The organism is Streptomyces sp. NPDC057136, assembly GCF_042670885.1.
Classification (GTDB): domain Bacteria; phylum Actinomycetota; class Actinomycetes; order Streptomycetales; family Streptomycetaceae; genus Streptomyces.
Window position 1 is genome coordinate 1 of the sequence record NZ_JBHUUV010000018.1, and the last position, 25,486, is coordinate 25,486.

Below are 25,486 nucleotides of genomic sequence, written 5' to 3' on the forward strand. Positions count from 1 at the left end.
GTGTATAAGAGACAGTGATTTTCGAGCCCGCCCGGCGATTGAGGGCATCGTTCACACCCGCCCTCACAATGGCCCCATGCGCGCTGCCCGTCTCATCAAAATGGTGCTGCTCCTTCAGGCCCGGCCCTCCATGACCGCCGCACAACTGGCCCAGGAGCTGGAGGTGTCGGAGCGGACCGTTACCCGGGATGCCCAGGCGCTGTCCGAGGCGGGGGTGCCCGTGTACGCGGAGCGGGGGCGGGCCGGCGGGTACCGGCTGGTCGGGGGGTACCGCACCCGGCTCACCGGGCTCGCCCGCCACGAGGCCGAGGCGCTCTTCCTCTCCGGACTGCCGTCCGCCCTGCGTGAGATGGGGCTCGACGACGCCGCGTCCGCCGCCCGGCTCAAGGTGTCGGCGGCCCTGCTCCCTTCGCTGCGGGACGCCTCCGCCACCGCCGCTCAGCGCTTTCATCTGGACGCCCCCGGCTGGTACCAGGAGCCCGTGACGCCCGAACTGCTGCCCGCCGTCGCGGAAGCCGTCTGGGACGACCGGGTCGTCAGGGCGCGCTACCGCAGTGCCGGCGCGGAGGACGAGGCCGAGCGGGAGCTGGCCCCGTACGGACTCGTCCTGAAGGGCGGGATCTGGTACCTCTGCGCCCGGGCGGAGGACAGCTTCCGGGTGTACCGGATCGACCGTTTCTCGGCCGTCGCCGTGGCCGACGAGCGCTTCGTACGGGACGAGGGCTTCGATCTGCCGAGCTTCTGGGACGAGCGCGCGGCACAGTTTGCGCGGTCGATCCTCCGTACCGAGGTGACCGTACGGGTCTCGGCGGCGGGCGCCCGGCGCCTGGCGTACACCGGCGACCGCGCGGCGGCCCAGGAGGCGCTGGAGCGGGCCGATCCGCCCGGCGCCGACGGCTGGCGCACTGTCACCCTGCCCGTGGAGTCCCTCGACATCGCGTACGGACAGTTGCTGGCCCTGGGACCCGAGCTGGAAGTCCTCGAACCGGCCGCCTTCCGCACACGGTTCACCGATGCGGCCGAACGGCTGCGCGATCTATATCGCTGAAGGGCTTCATTTCGGTGTCTCCGCGTGCGTCGCCCGCCCTCAAGGCCGATGCTTGAGCCGTGATGGACGAGACGGAGTTCTGGGAGATCATCGACAGCACCCGCGAGGCCGCCGACGGCGACCCCGAGGACCATGCCGATCTGCTCGTCGAACGGCTGGTGCAGCTCGACCCCGACTCCGTGCTGGACTTCGCCCGACATTTCGAGGTCCGCTACAACCGCGCGTACCGCTGGGATCTGTGGGGCGCCGCCGCCGTACTGCTCGGCGGGGCGAGCGACGACGCCTTCGACTACTTCCGCTGCTGGCTGATCGGCCAGGGCCGGGAGGTCTTCGAGGGCGCGGTGCACGATCCGGACAGCCTCGCCGAACTCCTCGACGACTTCGACGAGGAGTTCGACGGGGACGGTGAGGATCTGGGCTACGCCGCCGACGAGGCGTACGAACAGCTCACCGGCGTCGTCGCGCCGGACCTCGGTGTTCCGCCCCAGCCCAGCGAGCCGGAGGGCGTGCCCTTCAGCCTGGAGGACGACTCCCAGCTGGCCGCGCGCTTCCCCTCGCTCTGGGACCGCTTCGGCCCGTCCTGAGACCCGAGGGGCCCGCGCAGTGGGCCTCAGAAGTGGGTGCCGCCGTCGATACGGATCTCCGTGCCGGTGATGAAGGCGCCGTCCTCGGAACCGAGCATCGCGACCACGCCGGCCACCGTGTCCGGGCTGGCGAAGCCCTCGCCGAGCGCGGGGGCGAGCTTCATGAAGAGCGAGAGGTCGGCGTCGGCGGGCAGGCCCGGGCCGTTGCCGCTCGTCATGTCGGAGGAGATCGAGCCGGGCGCGACGGCGACCACCCGCAGCCCCTGCTTGCTGTACTCGCTCGCCAGTGCGTGGGTCATCGACTGGATGCCGCCCTTGCTGGCCGCGTACGCCGCCATGTAGGGGTGCGCGAAGCTCGCCGAGGTGGACGAGAAGTTCACGACGACCGGCTTGTCACCGGCCAGGAGTGCCGGGATCGCCTCGCGGATCATCAGGAACGTGCCGGTGAGGTTGACCGCGATGATCTTGTTGAAGAGATCGAGCGTCGTCTTGTGCGTGTGCTCGGAGCGCAGGATTCCGGCCGCGTTGACCAGGACGTCGAGCCCGCCGAGCGTGGCCACGGCGGAGGCGACGCCCTCGCGGACCGCCGTCTCGTCCGAGATGTCGAGGACGGTGGTGGTGAGACGGTCCTCGGTCCCGTTGGCGACAGCCGTTGCGTACGTGGCCTTGAGGCCTGCCTCGTTGACGTCGGCGGCGACGACCCGGCCGCCTTCGGCGAGGACGCGGTGGACGGTGGCCTGTCCGATGCCGGAGCCACCGCCGGTGATGAGTATGCGGCGGCCTTCATAGCGGTTCATGGTGTTCTCCCGGTCCTGAGTCCCCCGTCGAGTCTGCTGAGCAGTGTCCACAGTACGACCAGGTGGCACGTTTTGCCACTACGGCATTTCATGCACATCGATTCCGTGCACAGCTGGGGGCGCGCGGTAATCTGCTGGGGATGAGTGCTCAGCAGCAGTCCCTCACCGAACGCCGCAAGGCCGCGACCCAGCTGGACATCGCCCGCGCGGCCGCTGCGCTCTTCGCCGAGCGCGGGCCCGATGGCACCACGGCCGAGGAGATCGCGCACCGGGCGGGCGTCGCGCTGCGCACGTTCTACCGGTACTTCCGCTCCAAGCAGGACGCGGTGGGGCCACTGCTGTCCGGCGGCGCGGAGCGCTGGCGCGCCCTCCTGGAGGCCGCCGAGCCCGGGGCGCCGCTTCTCGGCGTACTGGAACAGGCCGTGACCGACGCGCTCGCCGCCCCCGACGAGCAGGCCACCGAACAGCTCGTCCGGACACGCGGACTGCTGCGCGCGGCGGAGAGCGACCCGGCCCTGCGCGCCGTCTGGTACCGGGTCAACCAGGATTCCGAGGAGCGGCTGCTGCCGGTCCTGACCAGGCTGGCCGGACCGGACGCGGACGCGCTGGAGGTACGGCTCGCCGCCGCGGCCGCCACGGACGCGGTGCGGGTGGCCCTGGAGTCCTGGGCGAAGACCGAGGCACCGGCCGCCGGACCCGGGTCCCCCGCCGAGCTCGCCGTACGCTGCCTGCACGAACTCATGGGCGGCATGCGGATGTTCAGGCCGTGAGCGAGCGGCCCATCAGCACGTCGTCGACGTAACGTCCGTGCAGGAAGAACTCGCCGGGCAGCACTCCCTCGACGGCGAAGCCCTCCGCCGCGTACAGCGCGCGGGCGGGGGTGTTGTGCCCGAGGACGCGCAGCGTGATGCGGTTCGCACCCTGGCGCCGCGCCTCGGCGAACGAGGCGCGCAGCAGGGTCCGCGCGAGGCCGCGCCCCCGCGCCCAGTCGGCCACGGCGAGGCCCTGTATCTGGCGCACGTGCGCGTTGCAGGCGAGCGGGGTGGGCGGAACCAGCCGGATGTATCCGGCGATGACGGCCTCGCCGGCGGCGTTCTCGGCCTCCGCCACGAGGAAGTCCTCTGGCCGGTGCCCCTCGTCGAAGAAGGGCGGGTACGGAGGCCGGGGTTGCGGCTGCACCGCGTGGAGCGTCGACCAGGTGGCCCGGTCGAGTTCTCCCAGGGCCTCGTTGTCGGCGAGGACGGCGGGACGGACGGGGCGGGCACGCAGTTCGGGCATGCGTTCCACTGTGACACGCCCCGCCCCGTCCGGTCAGCGCCTTTTTCACGGCTCCGGAGGCCCGTCGGGCGACCGGAAGGCGGCATCCCACCGGGCGCGGCTGAGGCAGGATGGAGCCATGCCGCACTCCCGTATCGCTGTCACCGGTTCGACCGGACTCATCGGAGCGGCGCTGGTGCGTTCGCTTCTCGCCGACGGGCACGAGGTGGTCCGTCTGGTGCGCCGGCCGGCCGCAGCGGGCGACGAGGTGGAGTGGGACCCCAAGCGCCAGTTCGTCGATGTGGCCGGGCTGGTGGGCTGCGACGCCGTCGTCCACCTGGCCGGTGCCGGAGTCGGTGACCGCCGCTGGACGGAGGCGTACAAGCGCGAGATCCGGGAGAGCCGGGTGCTGGGCACGGCGGCGATCGCCGAGGCCGTCGCCTCCCTCGACACCCCGCCGAAGGTGCTGCTGTCCGGGTCGGCCATCGGCTACTACGGCGATACCGGGGACCGTGCGGTCGACGAGAGCGCTCAGCCCGGCGACGGCTTCCTGCCGTCCGTCTGCGTGGAGTGGGAGGAGGCCACGGCCGCCGCGCAGGAGGCGGGCGTACGGACCGTGTTCGCGCGCACCGGCCTGGTCGTCGCACGGGAGGGCGGGGCCTGGGGGCGGCTGTTCCCGCTGTTCAAGGCGGGTCTCGGCGGGCAGCTGGGCAACGGGCGCCAGTACTGGAGCTTCATCGCGCTGCACGACCACATCGCGGCCCTGCGGCACATCATCGACACGTCGACACTGTCGGGCCCGGTCAATCTGACCGGACCGAACCCGGTCACCAACCGCGAAGTGACGGCCGCGATGGGGCGGGTGCTGCACCGCCCGACGCTGTTCACCGCCCCGGCGCCCGCGCTGCGGATCGCGCTGGGCGGCTTCGCGGCGGATGTACTGGGCAGCCAGCGGGTGCTGCCCGGCCAACTGCTCGACTCGGGCTTCCCGTTCGCGTTCCCAGGGATCGACGCGGCGATCCGGGCGGCCCTGCGCTGACGGCGGTGTGCGACCCCGTGCCCCGGTGCCCGGTGCGCGCGCTGCTGTGCCTGTATCAGCCATCCTTCTAGCCTCGATCCGAACTCGGGCATTCCGGGGGCCTGTTGGGGGCAAGAGCCTCCCACCAGTCGCACCGACTCGGGGAGGGGTACGTGATCGGCACGGCACATCACTCAGACGTGATCATCATCGGGGCCGGGACAGCCGGCCTGTCGGCGGCCCATCAGCTCAACCGTGCGGGAGTGAGCGTCAGCGTCCTGGAGGCCGCCCCCTGTGTCGGCGGCCGGATGGTCACGCACGACGTGGACGGATTCCGGCTCGACCACCTCGGCCCACTGCTCAGCTCCGCCTGCCCGGAGCGGAGTCTCATCCCCGCTCTCGAAGGGCTGGTACTGAGGGACTTCGCCCCCGGGCTACTGGTCCACAGCGGGGGCCGCCAGTACCGCACCGGCACCATACGGAGCGCAAGGGGCGCACTCAGAGCAGTGCGCTCCCGATCGAGCGCCCCCCGCGCGCCGCTGGGCGGGGCGATCGACCAGGCCCGCCTGGGCGCGGCACTGGGACGACTGGCCGCCACACCCGTCTCCCGCCTCCTGGCCCGGCCGGAACGGACCGCCCTCGCCGCCCTGTCGGCGCGCGGCCTCCCGTCCCGTACCGTCAACGGATTCCTGCGCCCCCTGCTCTCCGCACTGCTCAGCGACCCCGCACTCACCACATCGAGCCGCGTCGCCGATCTCGCCCTGCGCAGCTATGCGCGCGGCGGGCTGTGCGTACCGGCGGGCGGTTCCGCGACCCTGCCCGAACTCCTGGCGGCCACACTGCCGCCCGGCACCGTACGGACCGGTGTCCATGTCACCACCGCGGGCATCACCTCGGTGCGCACCAAGGAGCACGGCGAACTGCGCTGCCGTTCCCTGCTGCTGGCGACCGGGGCCGGCGCCGCCGCCGAACTGCTGCCCGGGCTGCGGATACCGTCCTTCCACCCGGTGACGGTGCTGCACCACACGGCCCCCGCTCCCCCGCCCACCGGCACCTCACTGCTGCTGGACGCCGACCGCTCGGGCCCCGTCGCGCATACCGCCGTCATGAGCGAGGTCGATCCCTCACGCGCCCCGCACGGCCGGACGCTGATCACGTCGACGGTGCTCGGTACACCTCCACCGGATCTCGACCGCACGGTCCGAAGGCACCTCGGGGCGCTGTACGGCACATCCACGGACGACTGGGAGCTGCTGGCCGCCCATCACGATCCGGAGGCGGTCCCCGCGATGCCCGCCCCGCACGATCCGCACCGCCCGGTCCGGATGCTCGCCGGGCTGTACGTGTGCGGCGACCACCGCGATACGAGCACGGTCCAGGGAGCCCTGCACTCGGGCCGCCGCGCCGCCTCCGCGATCCTCGCCGACCTGGGCGTACAGGAGGGATACGGGGCCGAGGCACCGCTCACCACGGCCGCCTGACAGCACCGCAGGCTCCGTTACGAAAGTCCTCACGCCTGAGAACACATCCGACCTCTCTCTTGTCATGGCGTGTACATACACCATACGGTCCTCCCGATTGCCGCTAATCGGGAGGCCGTTGTGTGTAGAGCTGGACCCGTACTGTCCGTAATTCTCTCCCTAGTCATCGGAGCAATAGCTCCCATGGCTGTAGCGAGCGAGCCTGCTGATCCCACGCCCGCTCCCGGCTCCTCTCCGCCCCCGGTCGTGCCCCGCCCCACCGACTGGTCGGACCTCGGAGGGCTGACGACGCTCACCCCGCGGACCCGCATCCTGGTCGCTCCGGGCTCCCTCGGCCGGACGGCGCTGCCCTCCGGCCGCCAGGAACTCCCGGGTCCCGCACGGCAGAACGTCCAGGACCTCGCCCGGCAGCTGCGTACCGAGCTCGCCGGCCTGAACGGAATCACCCCCGACATCAGCGGCGACGTGTCGGGCGCGAGGGACGGCGACATCGTCCTCGGGCTCACCGACGGCCCCGCCCCGGCACCCTTCGGCGCCGAGGGCTACCGGCTCGACAGCGCGGGGCCCGTACGCATCGAGGCCGCCTCCACCCACGGCCTGTTCTACGGCACGCGCACCGTGCTCCAGCTGCTGCGCGCCACCGACCCCGGCCACCGCTCCCTGCCGCGCGCCCGCTCCCTCGACCGGCCCGCCCAGCAGCTCCGGATGGTCCATCTCGACGCGGGCCGCAAGTACTGGCAGATCCCGCATCTGAAGAATCTGATCCGCAGGATGGGCGACCAGAAGCTGAACACGCTCTTCCTGCACCTGTCCGAGTCCGAGGGCTTCCGCCTCGACAGCCCGAAGTTCCCCGGCCTCGCCGACCCCGAACACAGCTACAGCCGCGCCGACATCGAGCGCCTCAAGAGCTTCGCCGCCCGCCATCACGTCCAGCTGATGCCCGGCATCGAGGTCCCCGGGCACGCGACCGTGATCAGCGAGACGTTCGGTATCGGCTTCGGTGCGGGGACGAATCCGTGCACCGGCGCCCACACCCACTCGCATCTCACCGCCGACTGGATAGTCGACATGACCAGCGAGAAGGCGGTAGCGAAGACCAAGGAGATCGTGGACGAGTTCGCGGGCTGGTTCGACGCGCCGCTGTTCTCCATCGGCGGGGAGGAGGTGCCGGGGCAGCTCGCCGACTGTCCGCGCGTCCAGGAGTTCCTGGCCGCCGACCCCGAGGTGTCCACGCTCGGCGATCTCCTCAACCGGTACATCAACACCCTGGACGACGTGCTGACTTCGCACGGCAAGCGGACCGCCGTATACAACGGCTCCGAGCATCTGGCCGCACCCCAGCAGAAGGCGCACGGCCCGATCGTCTTCATCACCTGGGAGGGAACCGGCGCCGAACCCGCCGTCCCCGGGCACGACGAGATCGCCATCGGCCCCTTCTACGACACCCCGAACAACTACCACCACCTGTACCCGAACGAGCCCTGGATGTACGACGACTGGGCACCGAGCACCGCACCCGACATGCTCGGCTCCTCCCTGGTGAACTGGGCGGACTACAACTTCTGGGCCGAGGACGGCTACTTCGAGCAGCACATGGCCGTGGCCCGCGCGATCATGGCCGACCGCTCCTGGAACGCCACCCCCACCCCCGGCACGGTCTCCGGCTTCCGCGCCCTCGTCGACCGCATCGGCGACCCGCCCGGAATCACCCCCGCCCCGGTGGCCCCACGGGTGGACGACGGCCGCCCCAGCCACCACTGGACCTTCGACACCGCCCCGTACCCGAGCGGCTGGACCTGGGCGGGCAGCCCCGGCAACACACTCTTCGCCGAGGACACCGCGGGCGCGCTGCCGGGCACCTCCTACATCATCAATAACCCGACGCCCGTGGCCGACGGAGTGAACGGCCAGGCCTGGCGCTTCGATTCCGACCGGGACGGCGTGGGCTTCGGCGGTCTGGACGTCGCCGAGCCGTGGACGGTGTCCGTCCAGGTCCGTTCCACCGCCCGCACCGCCGATCAGGTGCTGCTCAGCTCCAAGGCGGGCGCGCTCAAACTCCAGCAGTACGGCACCGGCAAGGTCGGCCTCACCCGGTACGGCGCCACCGACCTGAGCTTCGACTACACCCTGCCGCTGAACCAGTGGGTGCAGCTGACCTGGGTGACGGAGCCCGGTCGCACCACCCTCTACGCCGACGGGGAGCGCGTCGGCACCGTCGACGCGTCCGTCGCGCTTCCGCTGCGCTCGGTCGGCACCGAGAAGGCCGGCCTGCGCGGAGACCTCGACGACCTCCTCACCTGGGACGAAGCACTCGCTCCCGACCAGGTCAGGGCCCTCTCAGGAAAGGAATCGCAGTGACCCGCACACACCGCGGACCCATCAGACGTACGGGAGTCGCCGCCACCGCGCTGGCCGCCTTCGCCGGCCTGCTGGGAGCCGCCCCCGCACCGGGGACGGACCCCGGCGCGTTGGACTACGAGCCCACCGTCGAATCCCTCAACAGCCATCCCACCCCGCAGTGGTTCAACGACGACAAGTTCGGCATCTTCATCCACTGGGGCGCCTATTCGGTGCCCGCCTGGGGCCCCCGCGGCAGCTACGCCGAGTGGTACTGGGCGTATATGAACTCGCCCGGCAACGCCACGAACACGTACCACCGGGACACCTTCGGCGAGGACGCGGACTACGACGACTTCATCGGCCGGTGGAAGGCCGAGAAGTACGACCCCGATGCCTGGGTGAAGCTCTTCAAGGACGCGGGCGCCAAGTACTTCGTGCTGACCTCCAAGCACCACGAGGGCGTCGCGCTGTACGACTCGAAGGTCAGCGGCCGTGACACCGTCGATCTCGGGCCGAAGCGCGATCTGGCGGGTGACCTCTTCAAGGCCGCCCGCAAGGACGGCGGGCTCAGGGCGGGCTTCTACTACTCGCTGTACGAGTGGAACAACCCCTCCTACACCGGGCAGCCGGTGCGCAATCCCTACACCGGAGCCCCTGTCCCGTACACCGGCGCTCCGGTGGTCGACGACTACGTGGACGACTACATGGTTCCGCAGATGCGTGAACTGGTCGATCAGTACGACCCGGACATGCTCTGGTGCGACGGCCAGTGGGAGAAGCCCGCCTCGTACTGGAAGACCGCACCCGTCATCGCCGACTACTACAACCAGGCGAAGAACCGGGAGAACCCCAAGGAAGTCGCGGTCGCCAACCGCTGCAAGATCGAGTCCGGGAACCTGGACAGCAGGGAACTCGACTTCCAGACACCCGAGTACACGGTCAAGCCGGACATCGATCCGAACAAGTGGGAGGCGAGCCGCGGCATCGCACACTCCTACGGCTACAACCAGAACGAGCCGGAGGAGGACCACCTCACCTCCGACCAGCTCATCGACTCGCTGAGCGACATCGTCAGCAAGAACGGCAATCTGCTGCTCGACGTCGGCCCGCGCGCCGACGGCACGATCCCCGAGATCCAGCAGCAGCGGCTCCTCGACATCGGCGCCTGGCTGAAGATCAACGGGGAGGCGGTCTACGGCACGACGTACTGGCACCACGCGGAGGAGCCGTCCGGCGACGACAAGGTCCGATACACGGTCAAGGACGGCTCCCTGTACGCGACCGCCCTCGAATGGCCGGGCGCGGAGCTGATCCTCGGCTCGGACACCCCGGTCGCGGACAACACCCGGATCACCCTCCTGGGCTCCGACGGAAAGCCGCTGCCGTGGCGCAAGGACGACCGGGGCCGGGTCGTCGTCAAGACCCCCGCGCAGGGCGCCGGGGCCACGAGCAGCAAGCACGCGTACGTCTTCAAGGTCGCCACACCGGGCGTCGACAGCCTGGCCCGTACGAGGACCGAGCTGCCCGACGAGCTCAACCCCGGTGTGACGGGTGACGGCACCCTGACGGTGACCAACACGTCCAGGAAGCCGGCGCCGGAGACCCGTATCGGGCTCTCGGGCCCCGAGGGCTGGACGGTCACCCCCGCGTCGGCCCGGGTGGCACCGCTCGCCGCGGGCGCGGACGCGAAGGTCCCGTTCCGGGTCACCCCGCCCGCTTCGACGCCGCCCGGCACCTACACGCTGGACATCGGGCTGCGCCACGACGGGATGAGGACCACGACCCGGGTAACGGTGAAGGTGGCGCCGGAGAACCTCGCCCGGGGCAAGGCCGCGACGCAGCTGTCCACCGCCTGGGACGCCCCTGCCGCGCGTGCCGTCGACGGGAACACGGACGGCAACTGGGGTGCGGGCTCGGTGACGCATACCGCCGAGCCGTCGAACCAGGCGTGGTGGCAGGTCGATCTGGGTTCATCGGCGGCGCTGGACCAGGTCGAGGTGTGGAATCGCACCGACTGCTGCGGCGACCGTCTCAAGGACTACTGGGTCCTGACCTCGGACACCCCGATCACCGCGGACGGGCTGGACGAGGCCCGCACCGCACCAGGAGTCACCGCCGTGCACATGACCGGCCAGGCGGGGCGGCCCACCGCGGTGGAGCTGCCGCCCGGCACCACGGGCCGCTACGTCCGGGTGCAGCTGGCGTCCGCCACCGACCCGCTGTCCCTGGCGGAGGTCGAGGTGCGGGGCGTCCGCACAGGGTGAGTCGCCGGTAGGCCACTGGCGGGGCCGGGTCAGCCGAGAGCGGCGACCCGGTCCCGGTAGTGGCGTACGGCTGCCGCGTCACGGTACGGCTCTAGGCGCCGCTCGAAGCCACGTACGTACTCGGTGGCCCGTACCGACCTCATCTCCGATGCCTGCTGGGCCGCCTCGGCGCCCAGGGAGCACGCCTGGTCGAGCTCCCCGAGCCCGAGCCGCGCGGAGGCGAGCACCACCTGGCAGAACAGCCGGCTGCGGGCGTACGCCGGAGCGCGCAGTTGGAGCGAGCGTTCCGCGTGCTGGGCGGCGGCCTTGTACTGCTGAAGGTCGCCGTGGCAGTGCCCGAACTCGTCGGCGAGCTGGGCCTCGTCGAAGTGGCGGGCCCAGTGCGGGGTCTCGTCCCCGGTCCTGGCGGTCTCCAGTGCGCGTTCCGCCCTGGCGAGCGCGGCGGTGCAGGTCCTGGCCTCACCGAGCACACCGTGTCCGCGTGCCTCGACCGCGTGCAGTATGGCCTGCACGACGGGCGACGCCGACGATCCGATGCCCTGCTGGGCCACGCGCGCCAGCTGGACGGCTTCCCTGCCGTGGCCGAGATAGACCGCCTGACGGCTCATGGTCATCAGGACGTAGCTGCCGTAACCCCGGTCCCCCGCGGCCTGCGCGAGCCTCAGCGCCTGTACGAAGTACCGCTGGGCGAGGCCGTGGGCGGCGATGTCGTACGAGGTCCAGCCCGCCAGTCTGGTCAGGTCGGCGGCTGCGGAGAACAGCCGTCGGCCGGTGGCCTCGCCGTAGCTCCCGCGGAGCATGGGTTCCGCCTCGTGCTCCAGATAGCGGACGAGGGCCTGGCGGGCGTGGCCGCCGCCGTAGGCGTTGTCGAGGGTGCGGAAGAGCTCGCCGACGGAGCGCAGGGCGGCGACGTCGCCGCTGCTGACCCGCTGGCCGGGACCCCGGTCGGTCTGCCGCTGGCGCGGCAGGGGCGAGAGGGCGGGGGACGAGGGCGCCGGGTGCGCGGGCGGGCGGGTGGCGCCGGGGCCACGGGCGCCGTTCCGGCCGGCCTGCCCGTGCACCGCGGTGGCGGTGTGCAGCGCTTGGGAGCTGGGCACTCCGCGGGGTCCGCCCGCGACGGTCACCGCTCCTGCGCCTCCGGCTCCTCCTGCTCCTCCGGGACCGACGGAGCCGCTCGCCCCGGGCGAACCAACCACCCCCGAAGCCCCTGCCACCCCATGAGCCCTGCTGCTCACCGGCGCCCCGCCACCCACGACCGCACCGGGCACCCCCGATGCACCACGCGACGCGGCAGCCGTCGTCGGTGGCTCGTTGCTGCCCACCCACTCGTCCGCCCGCCCGATCAGCCAGTCCCGGCTGGGGACGACCAGCCCGGCCGGAGTGAACGCGATCTTCCGTAACTCCGCGTGGCTTCCCGAATCCTTGCGCCACAGCGCGCTGACGATGTCGACCGCCTCGGCGGGCGTCGCAGCGAACTCCAGACCGGCGTAGACGGGAGCGCAGGCGTCGAGCCCCAGATCCTGGGCGGAGAGCCGACGCCCCAGCCGTTGGGTGAAAACCTCGGCGATCAGCGCGGGAGTCGTGCCCCGCGGCTGCTGGCCGCGCAGCCAGCGGGTCACTGAGGTCTTGTCGTACCGCAGATCGAGGCCGTGCTCCAGACCGAGTTGATCAACCCGGCGGGCCAGACCCGCATGGGAGAACCCGGCTTCGGCGATGAGCGAGGCGAGCCGGCGGTTGGGGGTGCGCTGCGGAGGTCGTTCCGACATCAGCTGTAGGGTCTCCTGCCTTCGGGGCCGGGCGGGCAGCCCTTATCGAACGGCGCGAATTTAGCGGCCCCGGCCGCACCCCCCGGCAGCCTTCGCCCCACATTCATCCGATCGTGTGAGGATTGTCGGCGGCGCTGACGGAAACGACCTGCCGGACCGCCCCCACGAGGGCGGTCGTACAGTGGCTGGGGGCGCACACCAGTGCATGGTGACGTGGTTCCGGGGACACCCCCCGGACTCCCGCCACCGCGAGTAGGGAGGCACCTGAAGTGAGTGAGCTGCGGTTTGTCCGTCTGGGCTTCGGCGAGGATTCCGTCGAGTACCAGGAGGCTTGGCAGAAGCAGCGCGATGTGCACGCCGCTCGCTTCGAGGACACGGTCCCCGACACGTGTCTGCTCCTTGAGCACCCGCCCGTCTACACGGCGGGCCGGCGAACGGCGGAGAACGAGCGCCCCCTCGACGGCACCCCGGTCATCGACGTCGACCGCGGCGGCAAGATCACCTGGCACGGCCCGGGGCAGCTCGTCGGCTACCCCATCCAGAAGCTTCCGCGCCCGGTCGATGTCGTCGCGCATGTCCGTCGCCTCGAGGACGCGCTGATCCGTACAGCCGCCGAGTTCGGTGTGGAGACCTCCCGGGTCGAGGGCCGCAGCGGCGTCTGGGTCCTGGGTGACCCGGTCGAGGAGCGGGCGGCCCTCGGCGGGCTCTCCCTCGACTTCGATCCGCGCCTTCAGGACGAGGAGTTCGACCCGCGGATGAACGGCCCGGAGTACGCGCCGTCCAACGCGGGCCAGCGACGCGAGGACCGCAAGCTCGCCGCGATCGGCATCCGGGTCGCCAAGGGTGTGACCATGCACGGCTTCGCGCTCAACGTGAATCCGGACAACACCTGGTTCGACCGGATCGTGCCGTGCGGCATCCGGGACGCGGGCGTCACCTCACTCGCGTACGAACTGGGTCGCGACCTGACGATCGCGGAGGTCCTCCCGGTCGTCGAGAAGCACCTCAAGGACGTCCTGGAGAACGCGGCACTCGCACCCCGGGACGTCGCACCGCCGAAGGCCGCCGCCCCCGCCGCGGCCCCGGCCCCCGCCTAGCGAGTGGGGAATAGGCCCCGTCGGCCCCAGGTTGGCCAGACGTAAAGCCGTTCTAACTACGGGCGTACCCTGGTGTTCGCCGAAGATTCGAATGCAGCGAAAGCAAAGGGGAGCCGGAGTGTCCGCTGTCGCACCCGACGGGCGCAAGATGCTGCGCCTGGAGGTCCGGAACAGCCAGACCCCCATCGAGCGCAAGCCCGAGTGGATCAAAACGCGGGCGAAGATGGGCCCCGAATACACGCAGATGCAGAAACTCGTGAAGAGCGAGGGCCTGCACACCGTGTGCCAGGAGGCCGGCTGTCCGAACATCTACGAATGCTGGGAAGACCGCGAGGCCACGTTCCTCATCGGTGGCGACCAGTGCACCCGACGCTGTGACTTCTGCCAGATCGACACGGGCAAGCCCGCCGCCCTCGATCTCGACGAGCCGCGGCGTGTCGGCGAGTCCGTCGTCACGATGGACCTGAACTACGCCACGATCACCGGCGTCGCGCGCGACGACCTGGAGGACGGCGGAGCGTGGCTGTACGCGGAGACCGTCCGCCAGATCCACGGCCTGACCGCGGAGCGGGAAGCGGGCGCCACCAAGGTGGAGCTACTGATCCCCGACTTCAACGCGGAGCCCGCACAGCTCGCCGAGGTCTTCTCCTCGCGCCCCGAGGTGCTGGCGCACAACGTCGAGACGGTTCCGCGGATCTTCAAGCGGATTCGCCCCGGATTCCGCTACGAGCGCTCCCTGGAGGTCATCACGCGGGCCCGCGAGGCCGGTCTGGTGACGAAGTCCAATCTGATCCTCGGCATGGGCGAAACCCGCGAGGAAGTCAGTGAGGCGCTCAAGGATCTGCACGACGCAGGTTGCGAGCTCATCACGATTACGCAGTACCTGCGGCCGTCCGTACGGCACCACCCGGTCGAGCGCTGGGTGAAGCCGCACGAGTTCGTGGAGCTGAAGGACGAGGCCGAAGCGATCGGTTACTCCGGCGTGATGTCGGGTCCGCTCGTCCGTTCCTCGTACCGTGCCGGACGTCTCTTCCAGCAGGCGATCGAGCGGCGTCAGGCGCTGGCGGCGGCGCCCGCAGCAGCCGCACCGGCCGTGTGAAACCGAGCACAAGAAGCTACTGAGCGGTAAAGCCAATTCGACGCGGCCCCTACGCTCCCCGCAGGTCGGGGACGCGTATGGGCCGCGTCGGCGTGCGCGGCGCCGAATTCCAGGCTTCATTGGTGTTTGACCGACCGGTCACGCGCTGGTAACACCAAGCAGTGACCCTGGGTACATACGCAGCAGCAGTTCCGTCGGCCGCTGCGGGGTCAGCACTTCCCGTACTCAGTCCGCGCCCAGTCAGCGCATCCGCTCCGAGAGGGAACTCCACCATGCAGGCCGTGCCGGTACGCGCCAACGCCATCCCGTCCGTCACCAGCGCCCTCCGTGCCGTCGAGTCGCTGCTGCTGAGCAGCGGCCAGCGCACCGCCCGTCGCAACGCCTGGACGGCGGTCCTGGAGGACCGCCGCAGGGCGAAGGACCGGGTCGAGGTCCAGCATGTACTGGAGGCCGTGGCCGACCATCGTTCTTAGGCCACGTAAACTCGGGTACATGGCGAGGAAGGCAAACACGGAAGGCGCGGACAGCGCCGAGAACGCGGGGCGACTCAAGCAGATCGCCCTGACCTACAAGATGACCAGGCGGAGCGACCCCAAGATCGGTCTCGTCGTCGCGGGTGTGGGAATCGTCACCTTCGGTGTCCTCCTCGCGATCGGTTTCTTGATCGACCACCCCATCTACGCGGGCATCCTGGGCTTCGTCCTGGCGCTCCTCGCGATGGCGATCATCTTCGGACGGCGCGCCGAGAAGGCGGCCTTCGGGCAGATGGAGGGGCAGCCTGGCGCTGCAGCGGCCGTACTGGACCGGGTGGGCCGTGGCTGGACCACGACTCCCGCGGTCGCGATGAACCGCAGCCAGGACGTCGTCCACCGGGCCGTGGGCAAGGCGGGCATCGTGCTGGTCGCCGAGGGCAACCCGAACCGGGTGAAGAGCCTGCTGGCGGCCGAGAAGAAGCGGATGGCGCGCATCGTGTTGGACGTGCCGGTGCACGACATCATCGTCGGTGACGGCGAGGGTCAGGTGCCGCTGAAGAAGGTACGCACCAAGATGCTGAAGCTCCCTCGCGTCCTGACCGGCCCGCAGGTCACCGCGGCCAACGACCGGCTGCGGGCGATGGGCGACCTGATGAGCAACATGCCGCTGCCGAAGGGTCCGATGCCGAAGGGCATGCGGATGCCGCGCGGCGGAAAGATGCGCTGACCCCACCCCGTACAGCTCGTACGCCATACGTCGTACCTCGTACAAGTAGGGGCGGTTCCGGACCCGACAGGCCCGGAACCGCCCCTGCTTTCTTATTTCTATCCGCCCTAGATCCGGACCTGTACGGCGCCGGCCAGCCGGTCGTGGAGGCCGCGGCCGTCGCGGTCCCAGACCAGCGGCGGAATGACCAGGAGGAGCAGCACGCTCCTGAGGATCACGCGCCAGGCGCCGAGCCGCTCGCCGTTCCCCGCGAGGACCCGGAGGCCCAGGATGCGCTTGCCGGGCGTACTGCCGATGGTTCCGACGGTCAGCACACTCAGCACGAGGAAGACGCCGAGCGCCCAGTTTCCGGCCGCCTGCTGGTCACCGCGAGCGAGCAGCCCGTATGCGATCACCATGCACAGCGCCCAGTCGATGAAGATCGCCCCGAAGCGCCGGCCCAGCGGGGCCACGGAACCCGGTCCGTGCTCGGGCAGCCCGAGCCGCTTTCCCCGGTAGCCGAAGTCGACGCCCATGTCCTCGGCGGCCGCGCGCGGCCCCGACAGCCACGATCCGATTACTTGCCTGTTGTCCACCCGACCACGGTACTGCGCCCGCGTTCGGACCCGGCCGGGCGGGGCACGGAACACGTCGCTGAGGTGCCGCGTCCAGTTCGCCCGGTTAACTTGGGCGAAACAAATGGGTCATGCTTGAGAAATCCCGTCTGCCTATGGTCGGGTCCAGCGTGTGCCACCGCACTGGCCGCACGACAGAGCTGCAACCCCGCCCTTCTCCGGGTCGGGAGTAGGAGGAGTTGGATGTTCCAGAACGCCGACGACGTGAAGAAGTACATCGCCGACGAAGACGTCAAGTTCATCGACGTCCGGTTCTGCGACCTGCCCGGTGTGATGCAGCACTTCACCATCCCGGCGGCAGTCTTCGACCCGAACGAGGAGCTCGCGTTCGACGGCTCGTCGATCCGCGGTTTCCAGGCCATCCACGAGTCCGACATGGCGCTCCGCGCGGACCTGTCGACGGCGCGTGTTGACCCGTTCCGCAAGGACAAGACGGTCAACATCAACTTCTTCATCCACGACCCGATCACGGGCGAGCAGTACAGCCGCGACCCGCGCAACGTCGCCAAGAAGGCCGAGGCCTACCTCGCGTCGACCGGCTTCGCGGACACCGCGTACTTCGGCCCCGAGGCCGAGTTCTACGTGTTCGACAACGTCCGCTTCCAGACCTCGGCGAACGAGTCCTTCTACCACATCGACTCCGAGGCGGGCGCCTGGAACACCGGGTCGGAGGAGAACAACCGCGGCTACAAGGTCCGCTACAAGGGCGGTTACTTCCCGACCCCGCCGGTCGACCACTTCGCCGACCTGCGTGCCGAGATCTCCCTGGAGCTGGACAAGAACGGCCTCCAGGTCGAGCGCCAGCACCACGAGGTCGGCACCGCCGGCCAGGCGGAGATCAACTACAAGTTCAACACGCTGCTCGCCGCGGCCGACGACCTGATGCTCTTCAAGTACATCGTGAAGAACGTCGCCTGGCGCAACGGCAAGACCGCGACCTTCATGCCGAAGCCGATCTTTGGCGACAACGGCTCGGGCATGCACGTCCACCAGTCGCTGTGGCAGAACGGCATCCCGCTCTTCTACGACGAGCAGGGTTACGCCGGCCTCTCGGACATGGCGCGCTACTACATCGGCGGCATCCTCAAGCACGCCCCGTCCCTCCTCGCCTTCACGAACCCGACGGTGAACTCGTACCACCGCCTGGTCCCCGGCTTCGAGGCCCCGGTCAACATGGTCTACTCGCAGCGCAACCGCTCTGCCGCGATGCGTATCCCGATCACCGGCTCGAACCCGAAGGCCAAGCGCGTCGAGTTCCGCGCCCCGGACCCGTCGTCCAACCCGTACCTGGCCTTCTCGGCGCTGCTGATGGCCGGCCTGGACGGCGTGAAGAACAAGATCGAGCCGCCGGAGCCGATCGACAAGGACCTCTACGAGCTGGCTCCCGAGGAGCACGCGGGCGTCCAGCAGGTCCCGACCTCGCTCCCGGCGGTCCTGGACGCGCTCGAGGCGGACCACGACTACCTCCTCGCGGGCGGCGTCTTCACGTCCGACCTGATCGAGACGTGGATCGACTTCAAGCGCGTGAACGAGATCGCCCCGATCCAGCTCCGCCCGCACCCGCACGAGTTCGAGCTGTACTTCGACATCTAAGAAGCCGGGTCGGGTGACCTGGGCGGTAGCCTGCAAACAGTCTTTGACCTGCGAAAACTCTTCCCAGTAGTTCTCGCTGCTTCAGTTTGCATTCCGCTCCCTTGTGCACCGAGTGTGCACGCCCCGTCCGATTCACTGACTTGATGTCAGAAACGCCAGCGAGGGCCGCTACCCCGTAGTCGGGGTAGCGGCCCTCGCTGCTTGTTCAGGCTCCGTGTGCGGCCGCAGCTCTCCTCGTCGGCCGCAACAGCCGCCCGCATCAAGATCGCCACCTGGATCGCCGACTTCTACAACACCCGTCGGCTGCACAGCGTGTGCGACCACAAGAGCCCGATCGACTACGAACGCGAGTACCGAGCCGGCCTCACCATGAGGCTGGTTGCATAGGAAGGACTCCACAGTTCGAGGGGATTGACACCTCACCGAGCGACGGTCGTGGGCGGCGAAACGCACAGGCCGGTCGTCATGGCGGTGAAGGCCCGCCGGAGCGGGCAGGCGGGGAGCTGAGCCGTACCGGCCGCTCGCCGCCTGCCCGCTGTGCGGTGTCAGCCCGCCAGCAGCTCGCGCAGTTCCGCGACCGCCTCTCGGAGGCGGTCCGCGAAGGCGTGCATCTGGGCCGCCACCGGCAGCGGGGTGCTCAGGTAGAGGTTGAAACGGTCGGGCAGCAGGACATAGGCGACGCCGATGCACTTGCTGCTCGTGGAGCCGAAGCCGAAGTACTGGATGCTCTCCGACGGCGCCGAGCTTGTACTCAGGTAGTCGTCCCGCATCGTGAGCCAGCCCGGTGAGCGGTACAGGGCGGGCTGTTCGGTGATCCCGAGTTCGTCGCCGCGGCGGCGCTGGATGAGCTCCAGCTCCCACAGGTGCTGCTCGGGGGCGCCTCCGGCCTGGCATTCCTTCGCACGGGCCACATGGGCGCCCGCGGCTGCACGGAATGCCGCGCGGCGGGTGTCGTGGTCGGCCTCGGGGTCGTCCATCGCGGCGACGAAGGCCGGCATCTCGGGGGTGACGACCCGCATCGCCTCGGTACGCCCGTGCCGGAACTGGCGGGTCGCGATCGACTCGTACGTGGCGCCGAGGTGCCCCTTGGCGCGCTGGTGGGCCAGTTGGTAGGCGGCCTGGACGAACGCGTCCGGGGACACTCCGAGCGCCTTGGCCGCGGTGCTGCCGAAGTCGTCGAAGGAGACCGTGCTGGTGGCGGTGGCGGCACCGTACGCGGCGAACGCTTCTGCAGCCGTACGCACTTGGGTCCGCAGGGTGTCGTCCAGCTCGAACGCGAGGGGCTGCGGTACAGGTTGGCCCTGCGCGCAGGCGCCGGACAGGCGGGCGTGCTCCTCGGGCGGGGTGCTGAGCAGCGCGTCGGTGAAGCTGAGGATGGTCGTCCCGTCGAGCTCGCAGTGCTCCACGTTGATGCCGGCCCGGCCGTCGGTGTAGACGACAAAGGAGACGGCCTTGTCGAACCAGCGGTTGCCCCGGTCTCCGTACAGCAGTTCGTCGCAGGTGGCCTTGGTGTCCTCGGGTGCGAAATCCTCCAGGCAGACGCAGAACAACGCGGTCTCGATGTCGTCCAGCGTCTCCGCGTTGCGGGGGTGGGCGAGGAGGGTGTCCCGGGCAGCCGCCCACTCCGCGCGCGCCATGCTGGTGAGGTGGCCCGCCCGGTCCGCCTCGTCCGTGTGCACGTCGGCCTTGGTCACGGCGCGCAACCCGGCTTCGATCTCGTCGAGGCTGTGCGGGGCGCCGTCCTCACCGAGTACGTCCAGCCGGAACATGCTGCCCCGGAAGAACACCACGATGTGCCTGGCCGTGGAGGGGCCGGGTGCGCTGTCGCTGTACGGGGCGCGGACGGTGTCCAGCGGGACGCCGGGGATACGGGTCGTGGAGAACAGATACTTGTTCTGCACCATCGACTGGGGCACTCCGCGCTGCTCCACCGGCGCGATGAGGCCCTCGTCCAGTTGCCGCTTGTAGTTGAGCGCCCCGGCGACCAGACCGGCCGCCCGGTCCAGCTGCCCCTGGCCGGTGTCCTGGAACAGGAAGAAGAAGTTGGCGTTGAGTGCGATCCGGTCCCGGCGGCCGAGGTAGCGGTACGGCCAGAAGGTGTCGAGCCAGCTGTGCACACCCTCCGTGCCGTCGTACTCCTCCAGCGCCGCGTGCAGGACCCGGCCGGGTCCGTCGGGCCGCAGGAAGGCGGCGACCTCGGCCTCGGTCGCCGCCCGCTCCTCGGCGGTCAGGAGCGGTGCGCTCCAGGCGAGGAACCTTTCGCAGCTCTCCTCGAGCGTGGGCAGCGGCACGCGCGGCAGGTCGCCCTCCCGGGCGAAGGTGGCGCTGACCGCAACTTCCTGGCTGACGTTCAATTCGGCTCTGCTTTCGGTTGGTGGGAAGGGTGGCGGGATTTCAGTTCGGGCGGGAGAGGTAGAGCTGTGCGTACATCCAGCCTTCCTCCTCCAGGCCCCGCGCATCCACTCCGGCCGCCGCCATGCTGTCCAGCACGCGTGTCTGTTCCTGCGGGTCGGCGAACTTCCGCTGCTTGAAGACGTCGTCGACCCGGACGGTGCGGTATCCGAGCCCGGCCAGGGCGTCCTCGACCGGGTCGAAGGGGAACATCCGCAGGACGAAGTGCGCCATCCAGGGGCGCCGTTCGCCCTGGGCCCGTACGACACGGGTGAGGGTCCGCTCGGTGACGTAGCCGATGCAGCCGGTCGAGATCACGATGTCCGTCCCGGCGAGCCGGGCGTGCTGCTCCGCTGTGGGGTCGTTCGCCTCCAGGTCGGCGTGGACCGCTTCGTCGAGGAAACCGGCCTCGCGCGCGTAGGCCAGTGCGCTGGTGGACGCGTCCAGCCCGGTGAAGCGGAGACCGTGCGCGGGTCTGCGGGAGCGGGAGAGGTCACGGTCGCGGGCCAGGAGCTCCTCGCGGGATATCCGGGCGGCATCGCCGTAGCGCGCGTACAGCTCGTCCATCGTCGCGTCGTACTTCAGCAGGGCGGCGTTGATCCCGTAGGAGCAGCCGATGTCCAGGACGGTCGGGACGGCCACCTCCTCGGACTCCCGGTACTCCTTGATGAGCTTCTCGAAGTACGGCTTGGCCTGTTGCGGAACGCAGTAGCCGAGGGGGCGGAGCACCTGGAAGTACGTGCGCGGGTCGGGCGCGGTGTAGATGTGGTCGAGCGAGACTTTTCCGTTCGCGTCGAAACGCAAGGGGCTTACTCCTCCGTGGATCGCGGGGCGGGGCAGGAAGGGTCTGCGCGGGCCGCCCGCTAGTCCAGCAGCTTGTCGCCCCGCACGGCCCGGCCTTCGGCGGCCTGGTGTGCGGGCAGGACGCGGCCGAAGAGCTGACGGGTGCGGGCCACGCTCCCGATGACGCCGGGGCGCTCGCTGTAGGCGAAGATCGCGGAGTGGCGTGCCACGTCGCCCTGTACGGGGCTGACGCGGTGCAGTGAGTAGCGGCCCTTGAAGAGCTGCAGGTCGCCCGGGCGCAGGGGCAGCCGGTCGCCCCGGGTGGTGCCGTCCAGGACGTCGCGGACGGCGTCGAAGTGCTCGTCCTCGGCGGATCTGATGTTCGGGCAGTACTCGAAGTCACCGCCCGACTGCGCCTGCTGGGTCAGCATGCTCACCGTGTACTCGTTGGTGTCGAAGTGCCATGGGTGCTCCATACCCGGCCGTACGACGTTGAGAACGAGCCCGGAGAGCGGGTCGGCGAGCTCATGCAGCTGCGGCAGTCCGAAGCAGTCGGCGACGAAGCGCCGGAACACCTCGTGCGCGTAGAGCCGGCTGATGAGGGCGCCCCCGGGGATGTGGTCGCGCGCGACGAACGCGTTGCCCCGCTGAAAGGTGCGCCGGCCTGGGTGGTTCTCGGGCAGGTCCGCGTCCACGGCGATGTTGTAGACGTTGACGGTCTCGACGTCGAAGTACGCCTGAGGTGCGATGGCTGCGCACTCCTGGCGCAGGACCTCGTGGAGCGTCGGGCGGATGAAGTCCGGCAGTACGGTGCAGCCGACCGTGGCCAGTTCGTGCCGGGCCCTGTCGATCACCGCCTGTCCCTCGACGCTCCCTGGGTCCGACAGGGGGTAGTGGTCCGTGTCGACCACCTGGTCGAGCGTGATGGCTTGCAGCGTGCTCAATTCAACCCTCTCCACGCGCACGTCGATAACTCAACTGACGAGTAACAGAGTTGAAGTTCCCACAGCAGCGCCACATTGTCTGTGACACGTCATACTTCTCGCTCGTCGGCCGAGATCGACCACCGGGCGGGGCGGGGCGGGCAGGTGGCACAATCCCCAGCCCCAGGGCCGGGACAGAAACGGGAGACCGTGAACGGGTCACCAGGGCGCAACTCGCGCCCTGGTGGCCCGTTACGGACCATTTCGGTGGAAGCGCCGGCACAGGTGTCAGGTGCGGGACGCGGTCGTCAGCGGCCGTAGCGGATCAGGGTGCGGACCATTCTGCAGGTGGTGTCGGACGGCGGGTGGATGCCGAGGCGCTCGGCCATGGTGCGTATACGGATGTTGGTGGCGCTCGACGGCTGGTAAACGCCCGTGTCGAGCAGGGCGATCGCCAGGCGCATGGCCTTCAGGCGGCGGTTGTGGGAGACGTACCACTCGCGGGGGCGCCCCGCGGGGAGTCGCTTCCTCTGCAGGGGCTTGGTGAGCTGGTTGTGGAGCGGCTTGGTCGTGACTGCGGCAACGGCCATCGGCAACCTCCTGGCACGGTGGTGGAACCCTCACGAACTACCTCCATTTTACTGCCCCCCACTGACAATCGCCCCTGGCCAGACGCGCTTTCGCGACTCCCTCGCGTACCCTGGGCCCCATGGAGATCTGGATCAATCCGGCCTGTTCCAAGTGCCGTAGCGCAGTGGATCTACTCGATGCGGAGGGTGCCGAATACACCGTCCGCCGCTACCTGGAGGATGTGCCGTCGCCCGACGAGATCCGGGCCGTGCTCGAACGGCTCGGGCTTGAGCCGTGGGACATCACACGGACTCAGGAAGCGGACGCGAAGGAGCTCGGGCTCAAGGAGTGGCCGAAGGACGCCGCTTCCCGCGAGCGGTGGATCGAGGCGCTCGCCGCGCATCCCAAGCTGATCCAGCGGCCGATCATCACCGCGGACGACGGGACGGCCGTCGTGGGACGTACGGACGAGGCGGTACGGGACGTGCTGGGGCGTTGAGGCGTCGGCCGGTGTGAGGGGGTGCCGGGCCGGCGGCCGGACTGAGCGGTGCCGGGCCGGCGGCCGGACTGAGCGGGGCCGGGCCGGCGGGTCAGCGTTCGTCGGCGCCGGCGCGCTTGCCCGTGGCCAGGGCGATCCGGTTCCAGGTGTTGATGGTGAAGATCAGGGCGAGCAGCTGGGCCAGCTCCGATTCGTCGAAGTGCGCCGCGGCCCGCCCGTACACCTCGTCGGAGATTCCGCCGTCCGCGACCCGGGTGACCGCGTCGGTCAGGCCGAGGGCCGCCTGCTCCTTCTCCGTGAAGAAGTGCGTCGCCTCCTGCCATACGGCGACCATGTGCAGCCGCTCCTCGCTCTCGCCCGCCTTCCTGGCGTCCGTGGTGTGCATGTGGAGGCAGTACGCGCAGTGGTTGAGGTGCGAGGAACGGATCTGCACCAGCTCGACCAGCGTGGGGTCGAGCCCTTCACGCGCCGCCGCGTCCAGGCCGATCACGGCCCGGAACGCCTTCGGGGCGGCCTTGGCGAAGTTGAGCCGGACGGTGGTGCCGGTGGTGGTGGACGGGGCGTCGGCCTTGATCTCTGTCGTCGTCATGGGTACGAATCTACGAGAACGGGCGACCGGTTACGGGGTGCATTCAGATGGTGGATTCATGGGTCAATTCAGCGGAGGTCCTCGGCAGCGATCTGCCGCTGGAACTGTCCGGTGCGGGTAATCGGCGGGCCGCCCTCATGCGGGCGCTGCGCGAGGCGGTCCGGGGCGGGCGGCTCGCCCCGGGCACCCGGCTCCCGCCGTACCGTTCGCTCGCCGCCGATCTGGGGTTGGCCCGCAACACCGTCGCGGACGCCTACGCGGAACTCGTCGCCGAGGGCTGGCTGACCGCCCGCCAGGGCTCGGGCACCCGGGTCGCCGAGCGGGCGGCGCCCGTCACCCCCGTACACCGGCAGCGGACCCCGCCCCGGTCCGCCCGCCCGGTCCACGACCTGGTCCAGGGGAAGCCGGACCCCTCCGTCTTTCCCCGGACCGCGTGGCTGGCCTCGGCCCGGCGGGCGCTCACCGAGGCGCCCAACGACGCCTTCGGGCCCGGCGATCCGCACGGGCGGCCGGAGCTGCGGCGGGCCCTGGCCGGCTATCTGGCCCGGGTGCGCGGCGTCCGGACGGCGCCGGAGCGCATCGTGCTCTGCTCGGGCGCCGCGCACGGGCTGCGCCTGCTGGCGGACGTGCTGGGCGGGCCGTGGGCGGTGGAGGCGTACGGGCTGCCGTTCCACCGCGCGCTGCTCACCGGTCAGGGGGTCGGCACCCGGCCGCTGACCGTGGACGAACACGGCGCACGGGTCGACGAGTTGAGGGGTACGGACCGGGCGGTGCTGCTCACCGCCGCACACCAGTTCCCGACCGGCGGGCCGTTGCATCCTGAGCGGCGCGCCGCCGTGGTCGACTGGGCGCGGGCGGCCGGTGGTGTGGTCGTGGAGGACGACTACGACGGCGAGTTCCGTTACGACCGGCAGCCCGTCGGTGCCGTGCAGGGGCTCGACCCCGAGCATGTGGTGCTGCTGGGATCGGTGAGCAAGAGCCTCTCCCCCGCCCTGCGGATCGGCTGGCTGGTGCTGCCGGAACGGCTGGTGGAGGACGTCGTGGCGGCCAAGGGGGAACGCGAGCAGTGGTCGAGCGCCACGGAGCAGCTGACGCTCGCGGACTTCGTCGAGTCGGGGTCGTACGACCGCCACGTGCGGCGGATGCGGCAGCGCCACCGGCGCCGGCGCGATCAGCTCGTGGCGGCGCTGGCCGAGCGGGCGCCGCACGTCCGGGTCTCCGGGATCGCGGCGGGCCTGCACGCGGTCCTGGAACTGCCGCCGGGGACGGAGCACTCGGTGGTGCGGGCGGCGGCGTGGCAGGGGCTGGCGGTCGAGGGGCTCTCCGGCCATCTGCACCCTGCCGCCACCGACTCCGGGCAAGACGGGCTGGTCGTGGGGTACGCGACACCGGCCGAGCGCGCCTATCCGGAGGCACTGGACGCCCTGTGCCGGGCGTTGCCGCCGGAGTGAACCAGGTCAGAACGGACGCCTCCGGTTACGGAAGTTATGGGTGAGGCCGTTGAAACGAAGGGGGCTGTTACTCGTACGTAGGGGCACACACGCACCCCGTCCGGCCGGAGCGCCTCCCGTGT

The 25,486-nt window shown here is 70.2% G+C and carries 24 protein-coding genes; 15 read left to right on the top strand and 9 right to left on the bottom strand.

Translation table 11 applies throughout. The features are described 5' to 3' along the window. Positions 1-76: 76 nt before the first annotated feature. Both ACFT7S_RS21525 and ACFT7S_RS21530 read left to right on the top strand, forming a co-directional pair. Positions 77-1,048 carry a helix-turn-helix transcriptional regulator gene (locus ACFT7S_RS21525; RefSeq protein WP_382734279.1) on the top strand — a complete coding sequence of 324 codons (972 nt, stop codon included), beginning with the start codon at positions 77-79 and terminating at the stop codon, positions 1,046-1,048. Positions 1,049-1,110: 62 nt separating this feature from the next. After that, the gene (locus ACFT7S_RS21530) at positions 1,111-1,632 is read left to right on the top strand and encodes a DUF4240 domain-containing protein (RefSeq protein WP_382734534.1); all 522 of its coding nucleotides are present in this window, start codon (positions 1,111-1,113) and stop codon (positions 1,630-1,632) included. A 26-nt stretch (positions 1,633-1,658) separates the two neighbouring features. On the opposite strand, the gene ACFT7S_RS21535 is transcribed toward ACFT7S_RS21530, so the two are convergent. Further along, positions 1,659-2,429 carry an SDR family NAD(P)-dependent oxidoreductase gene (locus ACFT7S_RS21535; RefSeq protein WP_382734282.1) on the bottom strand — a complete coding sequence of 257 codons (771 nt, stop codon included), beginning with the start codon at positions 2,427-2,429 and terminating at the stop codon, positions 1,659-1,661. Positions 2,430-2,569: 140 nt separating this feature from the next. On the opposite strand from ACFT7S_RS21535, the gene ACFT7S_RS21540 reads away from it, so the two are divergent. After that, the gene (locus ACFT7S_RS21540) at positions 2,570-3,199 is read left to right on the top strand and encodes a TetR family transcriptional regulator (protein ID WP_382734284.1); all 630 of its coding nucleotides are present in this window, start codon (positions 2,570-2,572) and stop codon (positions 3,197-3,199) included. Here the strand turns inward: ACFT7S_RS21540 and ACFT7S_RS21545 are convergent. Continuing rightward, positions 3,189-3,707: a GNAT family N-acetyltransferase gene (locus ACFT7S_RS21545; protein WP_382734287.1), complete on the bottom strand. Its 519-nt coding sequence runs from the start codon at positions 3,705-3,707 to the stop codon at positions 3,189-3,191. The two genes, ACFT7S_RS21540 and ACFT7S_RS21545, sit on opposite strands and share 11 nt — an antisense overlap. Before the next feature lie 118 nt (positions 3,708-3,825). On the opposite strand from ACFT7S_RS21545, the gene ACFT7S_RS21550 reads away from it, so the two are divergent. From ACFT7S_RS21550 to ACFT7S_RS21565, 4 genes are all read left to right on the top strand, one after another. Then, positions 3,826-4,725: a TIGR01777 family oxidoreductase gene (locus ACFT7S_RS21550; protein WP_382734289.1), complete on the top strand. Its 900-nt coding sequence runs from the start codon at positions 3,826-3,828 to the stop codon at positions 4,723-4,725. A 152-nt stretch (positions 4,726-4,877) separates the two neighbouring features. Continuing rightward, positions 4,878-6,185 (top strand): NAD(P)/FAD-dependent oxidoreductase, encoded by a 1,308-nt coding sequence (locus ACFT7S_RS21555; protein ID WP_382734292.1) that lies wholly within the window; start codon positions 4,878-4,880, stop codon positions 6,183-6,185. A 183-nt stretch (positions 6,186-6,368) separates the two neighbouring features. Beyond that, on the top strand, positions 6,369-8,543 hold the full coding sequence (locus tag ACFT7S_RS21560) for a family 20 glycosylhydrolase (RefSeq protein WP_382734294.1): 2,175 nt from the start codon (positions 6,369-6,371) through the stop codon (positions 8,541-8,543). Next, complete coding sequence (locus ACFT7S_RS21565; protein WP_382734296.1) at positions 8,540-10,789, top strand: alpha-L-fucosidase; 2,250 nt, start codon at positions 8,540-8,542, stop codon at positions 10,787-10,789. The genes ACFT7S_RS21560 and ACFT7S_RS21565 overlap by 4 nt, the downstream gene beginning before the upstream one ends. 29 nt (positions 10,790-10,818) lie before the next feature. Here the strand turns inward: ACFT7S_RS21565 and ACFT7S_RS21570 are convergent, their stop codons facing one another. Further along, complete coding sequence (locus ACFT7S_RS21570; protein ID WP_382734299.1) at positions 10,819-12,555, bottom strand: regulator; 1,737 nt, start codon at positions 12,553-12,555, stop codon at positions 10,819-10,821. 269 nt (positions 12,556-12,824) lie between these two features. On the opposite strand from ACFT7S_RS21570, the gene lipB reads away from it, so the two are divergent. The 4 genes from lipB (at position 12,825) to ACFT7S_RS21590 (ending at position 15,951) form a co-directional block, all read left to right on the top strand. Beyond that, positions 12,825-13,652, top strand: coding sequence for a lipoyl(octanoyl) transferase LipB (gene lipB / locus ACFT7S_RS21575; RefSeq protein ID WP_382734302.1), 828 nt, complete (start codon positions 12,825-12,827; stop codon positions 13,650-13,652). 118 nt (positions 13,653-13,770) lie between these two features. Continuing rightward, positions 13,771-14,751, top strand: a complete 981-nt coding sequence (gene lipA / locus ACFT7S_RS21580) for a lipoyl synthase (protein WP_382734305.1) — start codon at positions 13,771-13,773, stop codon at positions 14,749-14,751. A gap of 272 nt (positions 14,752-15,023) precedes the next feature. Continuing rightward, positions 15,024-15,224 carry a hypothetical protein gene (locus ACFT7S_RS21585; RefSeq protein ID WP_362843091.1) on the top strand — a complete coding sequence of 67 codons (201 nt, stop codon included), beginning with the start codon at positions 15,024-15,026 and terminating at the stop codon, positions 15,222-15,224. Positions 15,225-15,243: 19 nt separating this feature from the next. After that, a complete protein-coding gene (locus ACFT7S_RS21590; RefSeq protein WP_382734308.1) occupies positions 15,244-15,951 on the top strand; it encodes a DUF4191 domain-containing protein in 708 nt (235 codons plus the stop codon). 107 nt (positions 15,952-16,058) lie between these two features. Here the strand turns inward: ACFT7S_RS21590 and ACFT7S_RS21595 are convergent, their stop codons facing one another. Then, positions 16,059-16,526 carry an RDD family protein gene (locus tag ACFT7S_RS21595; RefSeq protein WP_382734311.1) on the bottom strand — a complete coding sequence of 156 codons (468 nt, stop codon included), beginning with the start codon at positions 16,524-16,526 and terminating at the stop codon, positions 16,059-16,061. Positions 16,527-16,748: 222 nt separating this feature from the next. Between ACFT7S_RS21595 and glnA the strand changes: the two genes are divergently transcribed. Beyond that, entirely contained in the window at positions 16,749-18,158 is a 1,410-nt protein-coding gene (glnA, locus tag ACFT7S_RS21600) for a type I glutamate--ammonia ligase (protein WP_382734313.1), read from the top strand. A 201-nt stretch (positions 18,159-18,359) separates the two neighbouring features. Then, positions 18,360-18,545, top strand: coding sequence for a hypothetical protein (locus tag ACFT7S_RS21605; RefSeq protein ID WP_382734315.1), 186 nt, complete (start codon positions 18,360-18,362; stop codon positions 18,543-18,545). Positions 18,546-18,703: 158 nt separating this feature from the next. On the opposite strand, the gene ACFT7S_RS21610 is transcribed toward ACFT7S_RS21605, so the two are convergent. The 4 genes from ACFT7S_RS21610 to ACFT7S_RS21625 all read right to left on the bottom strand — a co-directional run bounded on the left by ACFT7S_RS21610 (position 18,704) and on the right by ACFT7S_RS21625 (position 22,845). Next, on the bottom strand, positions 18,704-20,512 hold the full coding sequence (locus tag ACFT7S_RS21610) for a choline/carnitine O-acyltransferase (RefSeq protein WP_382734317.1): 1,809 nt from the start codon (positions 20,510-20,512) through the stop codon (positions 18,704-18,706). A gap of 40 nt (positions 20,513-20,552) precedes the next feature. After that, positions 20,553-21,353: a class I SAM-dependent methyltransferase gene (locus ACFT7S_RS21615; RefSeq protein WP_382734319.1), complete on the bottom strand. Its 801-nt coding sequence runs from the start codon at positions 21,351-21,353 to the stop codon at positions 20,553-20,555. Positions 21,354-21,412: 59 nt separating this feature from the next. Further along, complete coding sequence (locus ACFT7S_RS21620) at positions 21,413-22,276, bottom strand: arpA protein (RefSeq protein ID WP_382734322.1); 864 nt, start codon at positions 22,274-22,276, stop codon at positions 21,413-21,415. A gap of 287 nt (positions 22,277-22,563) precedes the next feature. Continuing rightward, positions 22,564-22,845, bottom strand: a complete 282-nt coding sequence (locus ACFT7S_RS21625; RefSeq protein ID WP_382734325.1) for a hypothetical protein — start codon at positions 22,843-22,845, stop codon at positions 22,564-22,566. Between the two features lie 119 nt (positions 22,846-22,964). Between ACFT7S_RS21625 and ACFT7S_RS21630 the strand changes: the two genes are divergently transcribed. Continuing rightward, positions 22,965-23,324 (top strand): arsenate reductase family protein, encoded by a 360-nt coding sequence (locus ACFT7S_RS21630; RefSeq protein WP_382734328.1) that lies wholly within the window; start codon positions 22,965-22,967, stop codon positions 23,322-23,324. A gap of 91 nt (positions 23,325-23,415) precedes the next feature. Here the strand turns inward: ACFT7S_RS21630 and ACFT7S_RS21635 are convergent, their stop codons facing one another. After that, positions 23,416-23,913: a carboxymuconolactone decarboxylase family protein gene (locus tag ACFT7S_RS21635; RefSeq protein WP_382734331.1), complete on the bottom strand. Its 498-nt coding sequence runs from the start codon at positions 23,911-23,913 to the stop codon at positions 23,416-23,418. 47 nt (positions 23,914-23,960) lie between these two features. On the opposite strand from ACFT7S_RS21635, the gene ACFT7S_RS21640 reads away from it, so the two are divergent. Beyond that, the gene (locus ACFT7S_RS21640; RefSeq protein ID WP_382734334.1) at positions 23,961-25,364 is read left to right on the top strand and encodes a PLP-dependent aminotransferase family protein; all 1,404 of its coding nucleotides are present in this window, start codon (positions 23,961-23,963) and stop codon (positions 25,362-25,364) included. Positions 25,365-25,486 lie beyond the last annotated feature (122 nt).

Coding starts and splice junctions, on each gene's coding strand:
- ACFT7S_RS21525 (WP_382734279.1), top strand. CDS start 77: ATGCGCGCTGCCCGTCTCATCAAAATGGTGCTGCTCCTTCAGGCCCGG.
- ACFT7S_RS21530 (WP_382734534.1), top strand. CDS start 1,111: ATGGACGAGACGGAGTTCTGGGAGATCATCGACAGCACCCGCGAGGCC.
- ACFT7S_RS21535 (WP_382734282.1), bottom strand. CDS start 2,429: ATGAACCGCTATGAAGGCCGCCGCATACTCATCACCGGCGGTGGCTCC.
- ACFT7S_RS21540 (WP_382734284.1), top strand. CDS start 2,570: ATGAGTGCTCAGCAGCAGTCCCTCACCGAACGCCGCAAGGCCGCGACC.
- ACFT7S_RS21545 (WP_382734287.1), bottom strand. CDS start 3,707: ATGCCCGAACTGCGTGCCCGCCCCGTCCGTCCCGCCGTCCTCGCCGAC.
- ACFT7S_RS21550 (WP_382734289.1), top strand. CDS start 3,826: ATGCCGCACTCCCGTATCGCTGTCACCGGTTCGACCGGACTCATCGGA.
- ACFT7S_RS21560 (WP_382734294.1), top strand. CDS start 6,369: ATGGCTGTAGCGAGCGAGCCTGCTGATCCCACGCCCGCTCCCGGCTCC.
- ACFT7S_RS21570 (WP_382734299.1), bottom strand. CDS start 12,555: ATGTCGGAACGACCTCCGCAGCGCACCCCCAACCGCCGGCTCGCCTCG.
- ACFT7S_RS21585 (WP_362843091.1), top strand. CDS start 15,024: ATGCAGGCCGTGCCGGTACGCGCCAACGCCATCCCGTCCGTCACCAGC.
- ACFT7S_RS21590 (WP_382734308.1), top strand. CDS start 15,244: ATGGCGAGGAAGGCAAACACGGAAGGCGCGGACAGCGCCGAGAACGCG.
- glnA (WP_382734313.1), top strand. CDS start 16,749: ATGTTCCAGAACGCCGACGACGTGAAGAAGTACATCGCCGACGAAGAC.
- ACFT7S_RS21625 (WP_382734325.1), bottom strand. CDS start 22,845: ATGGCCGTTGCCGCAGTCACGACCAAGCCGCTCCACAACCAGCTCACC.
- ACFT7S_RS21630 (WP_382734328.1), top strand. CDS start 22,965: ATGGAGATCTGGATCAATCCGGCCTGTTCCAAGTGCCGTAGCGCAGTG.
- ACFT7S_RS21635 (WP_382734331.1), bottom strand. CDS start 23,913: ATGACGACGACAGAGATCAAGGCCGACGCCCCGTCCACCACCACCGGC.
- ACFT7S_RS21640 (WP_382734334.1), top strand. CDS start 23,961: ATGGTGGATTCATGGGTCAATTCAGCGGAGGTCCTCGGCAGCGATCTG.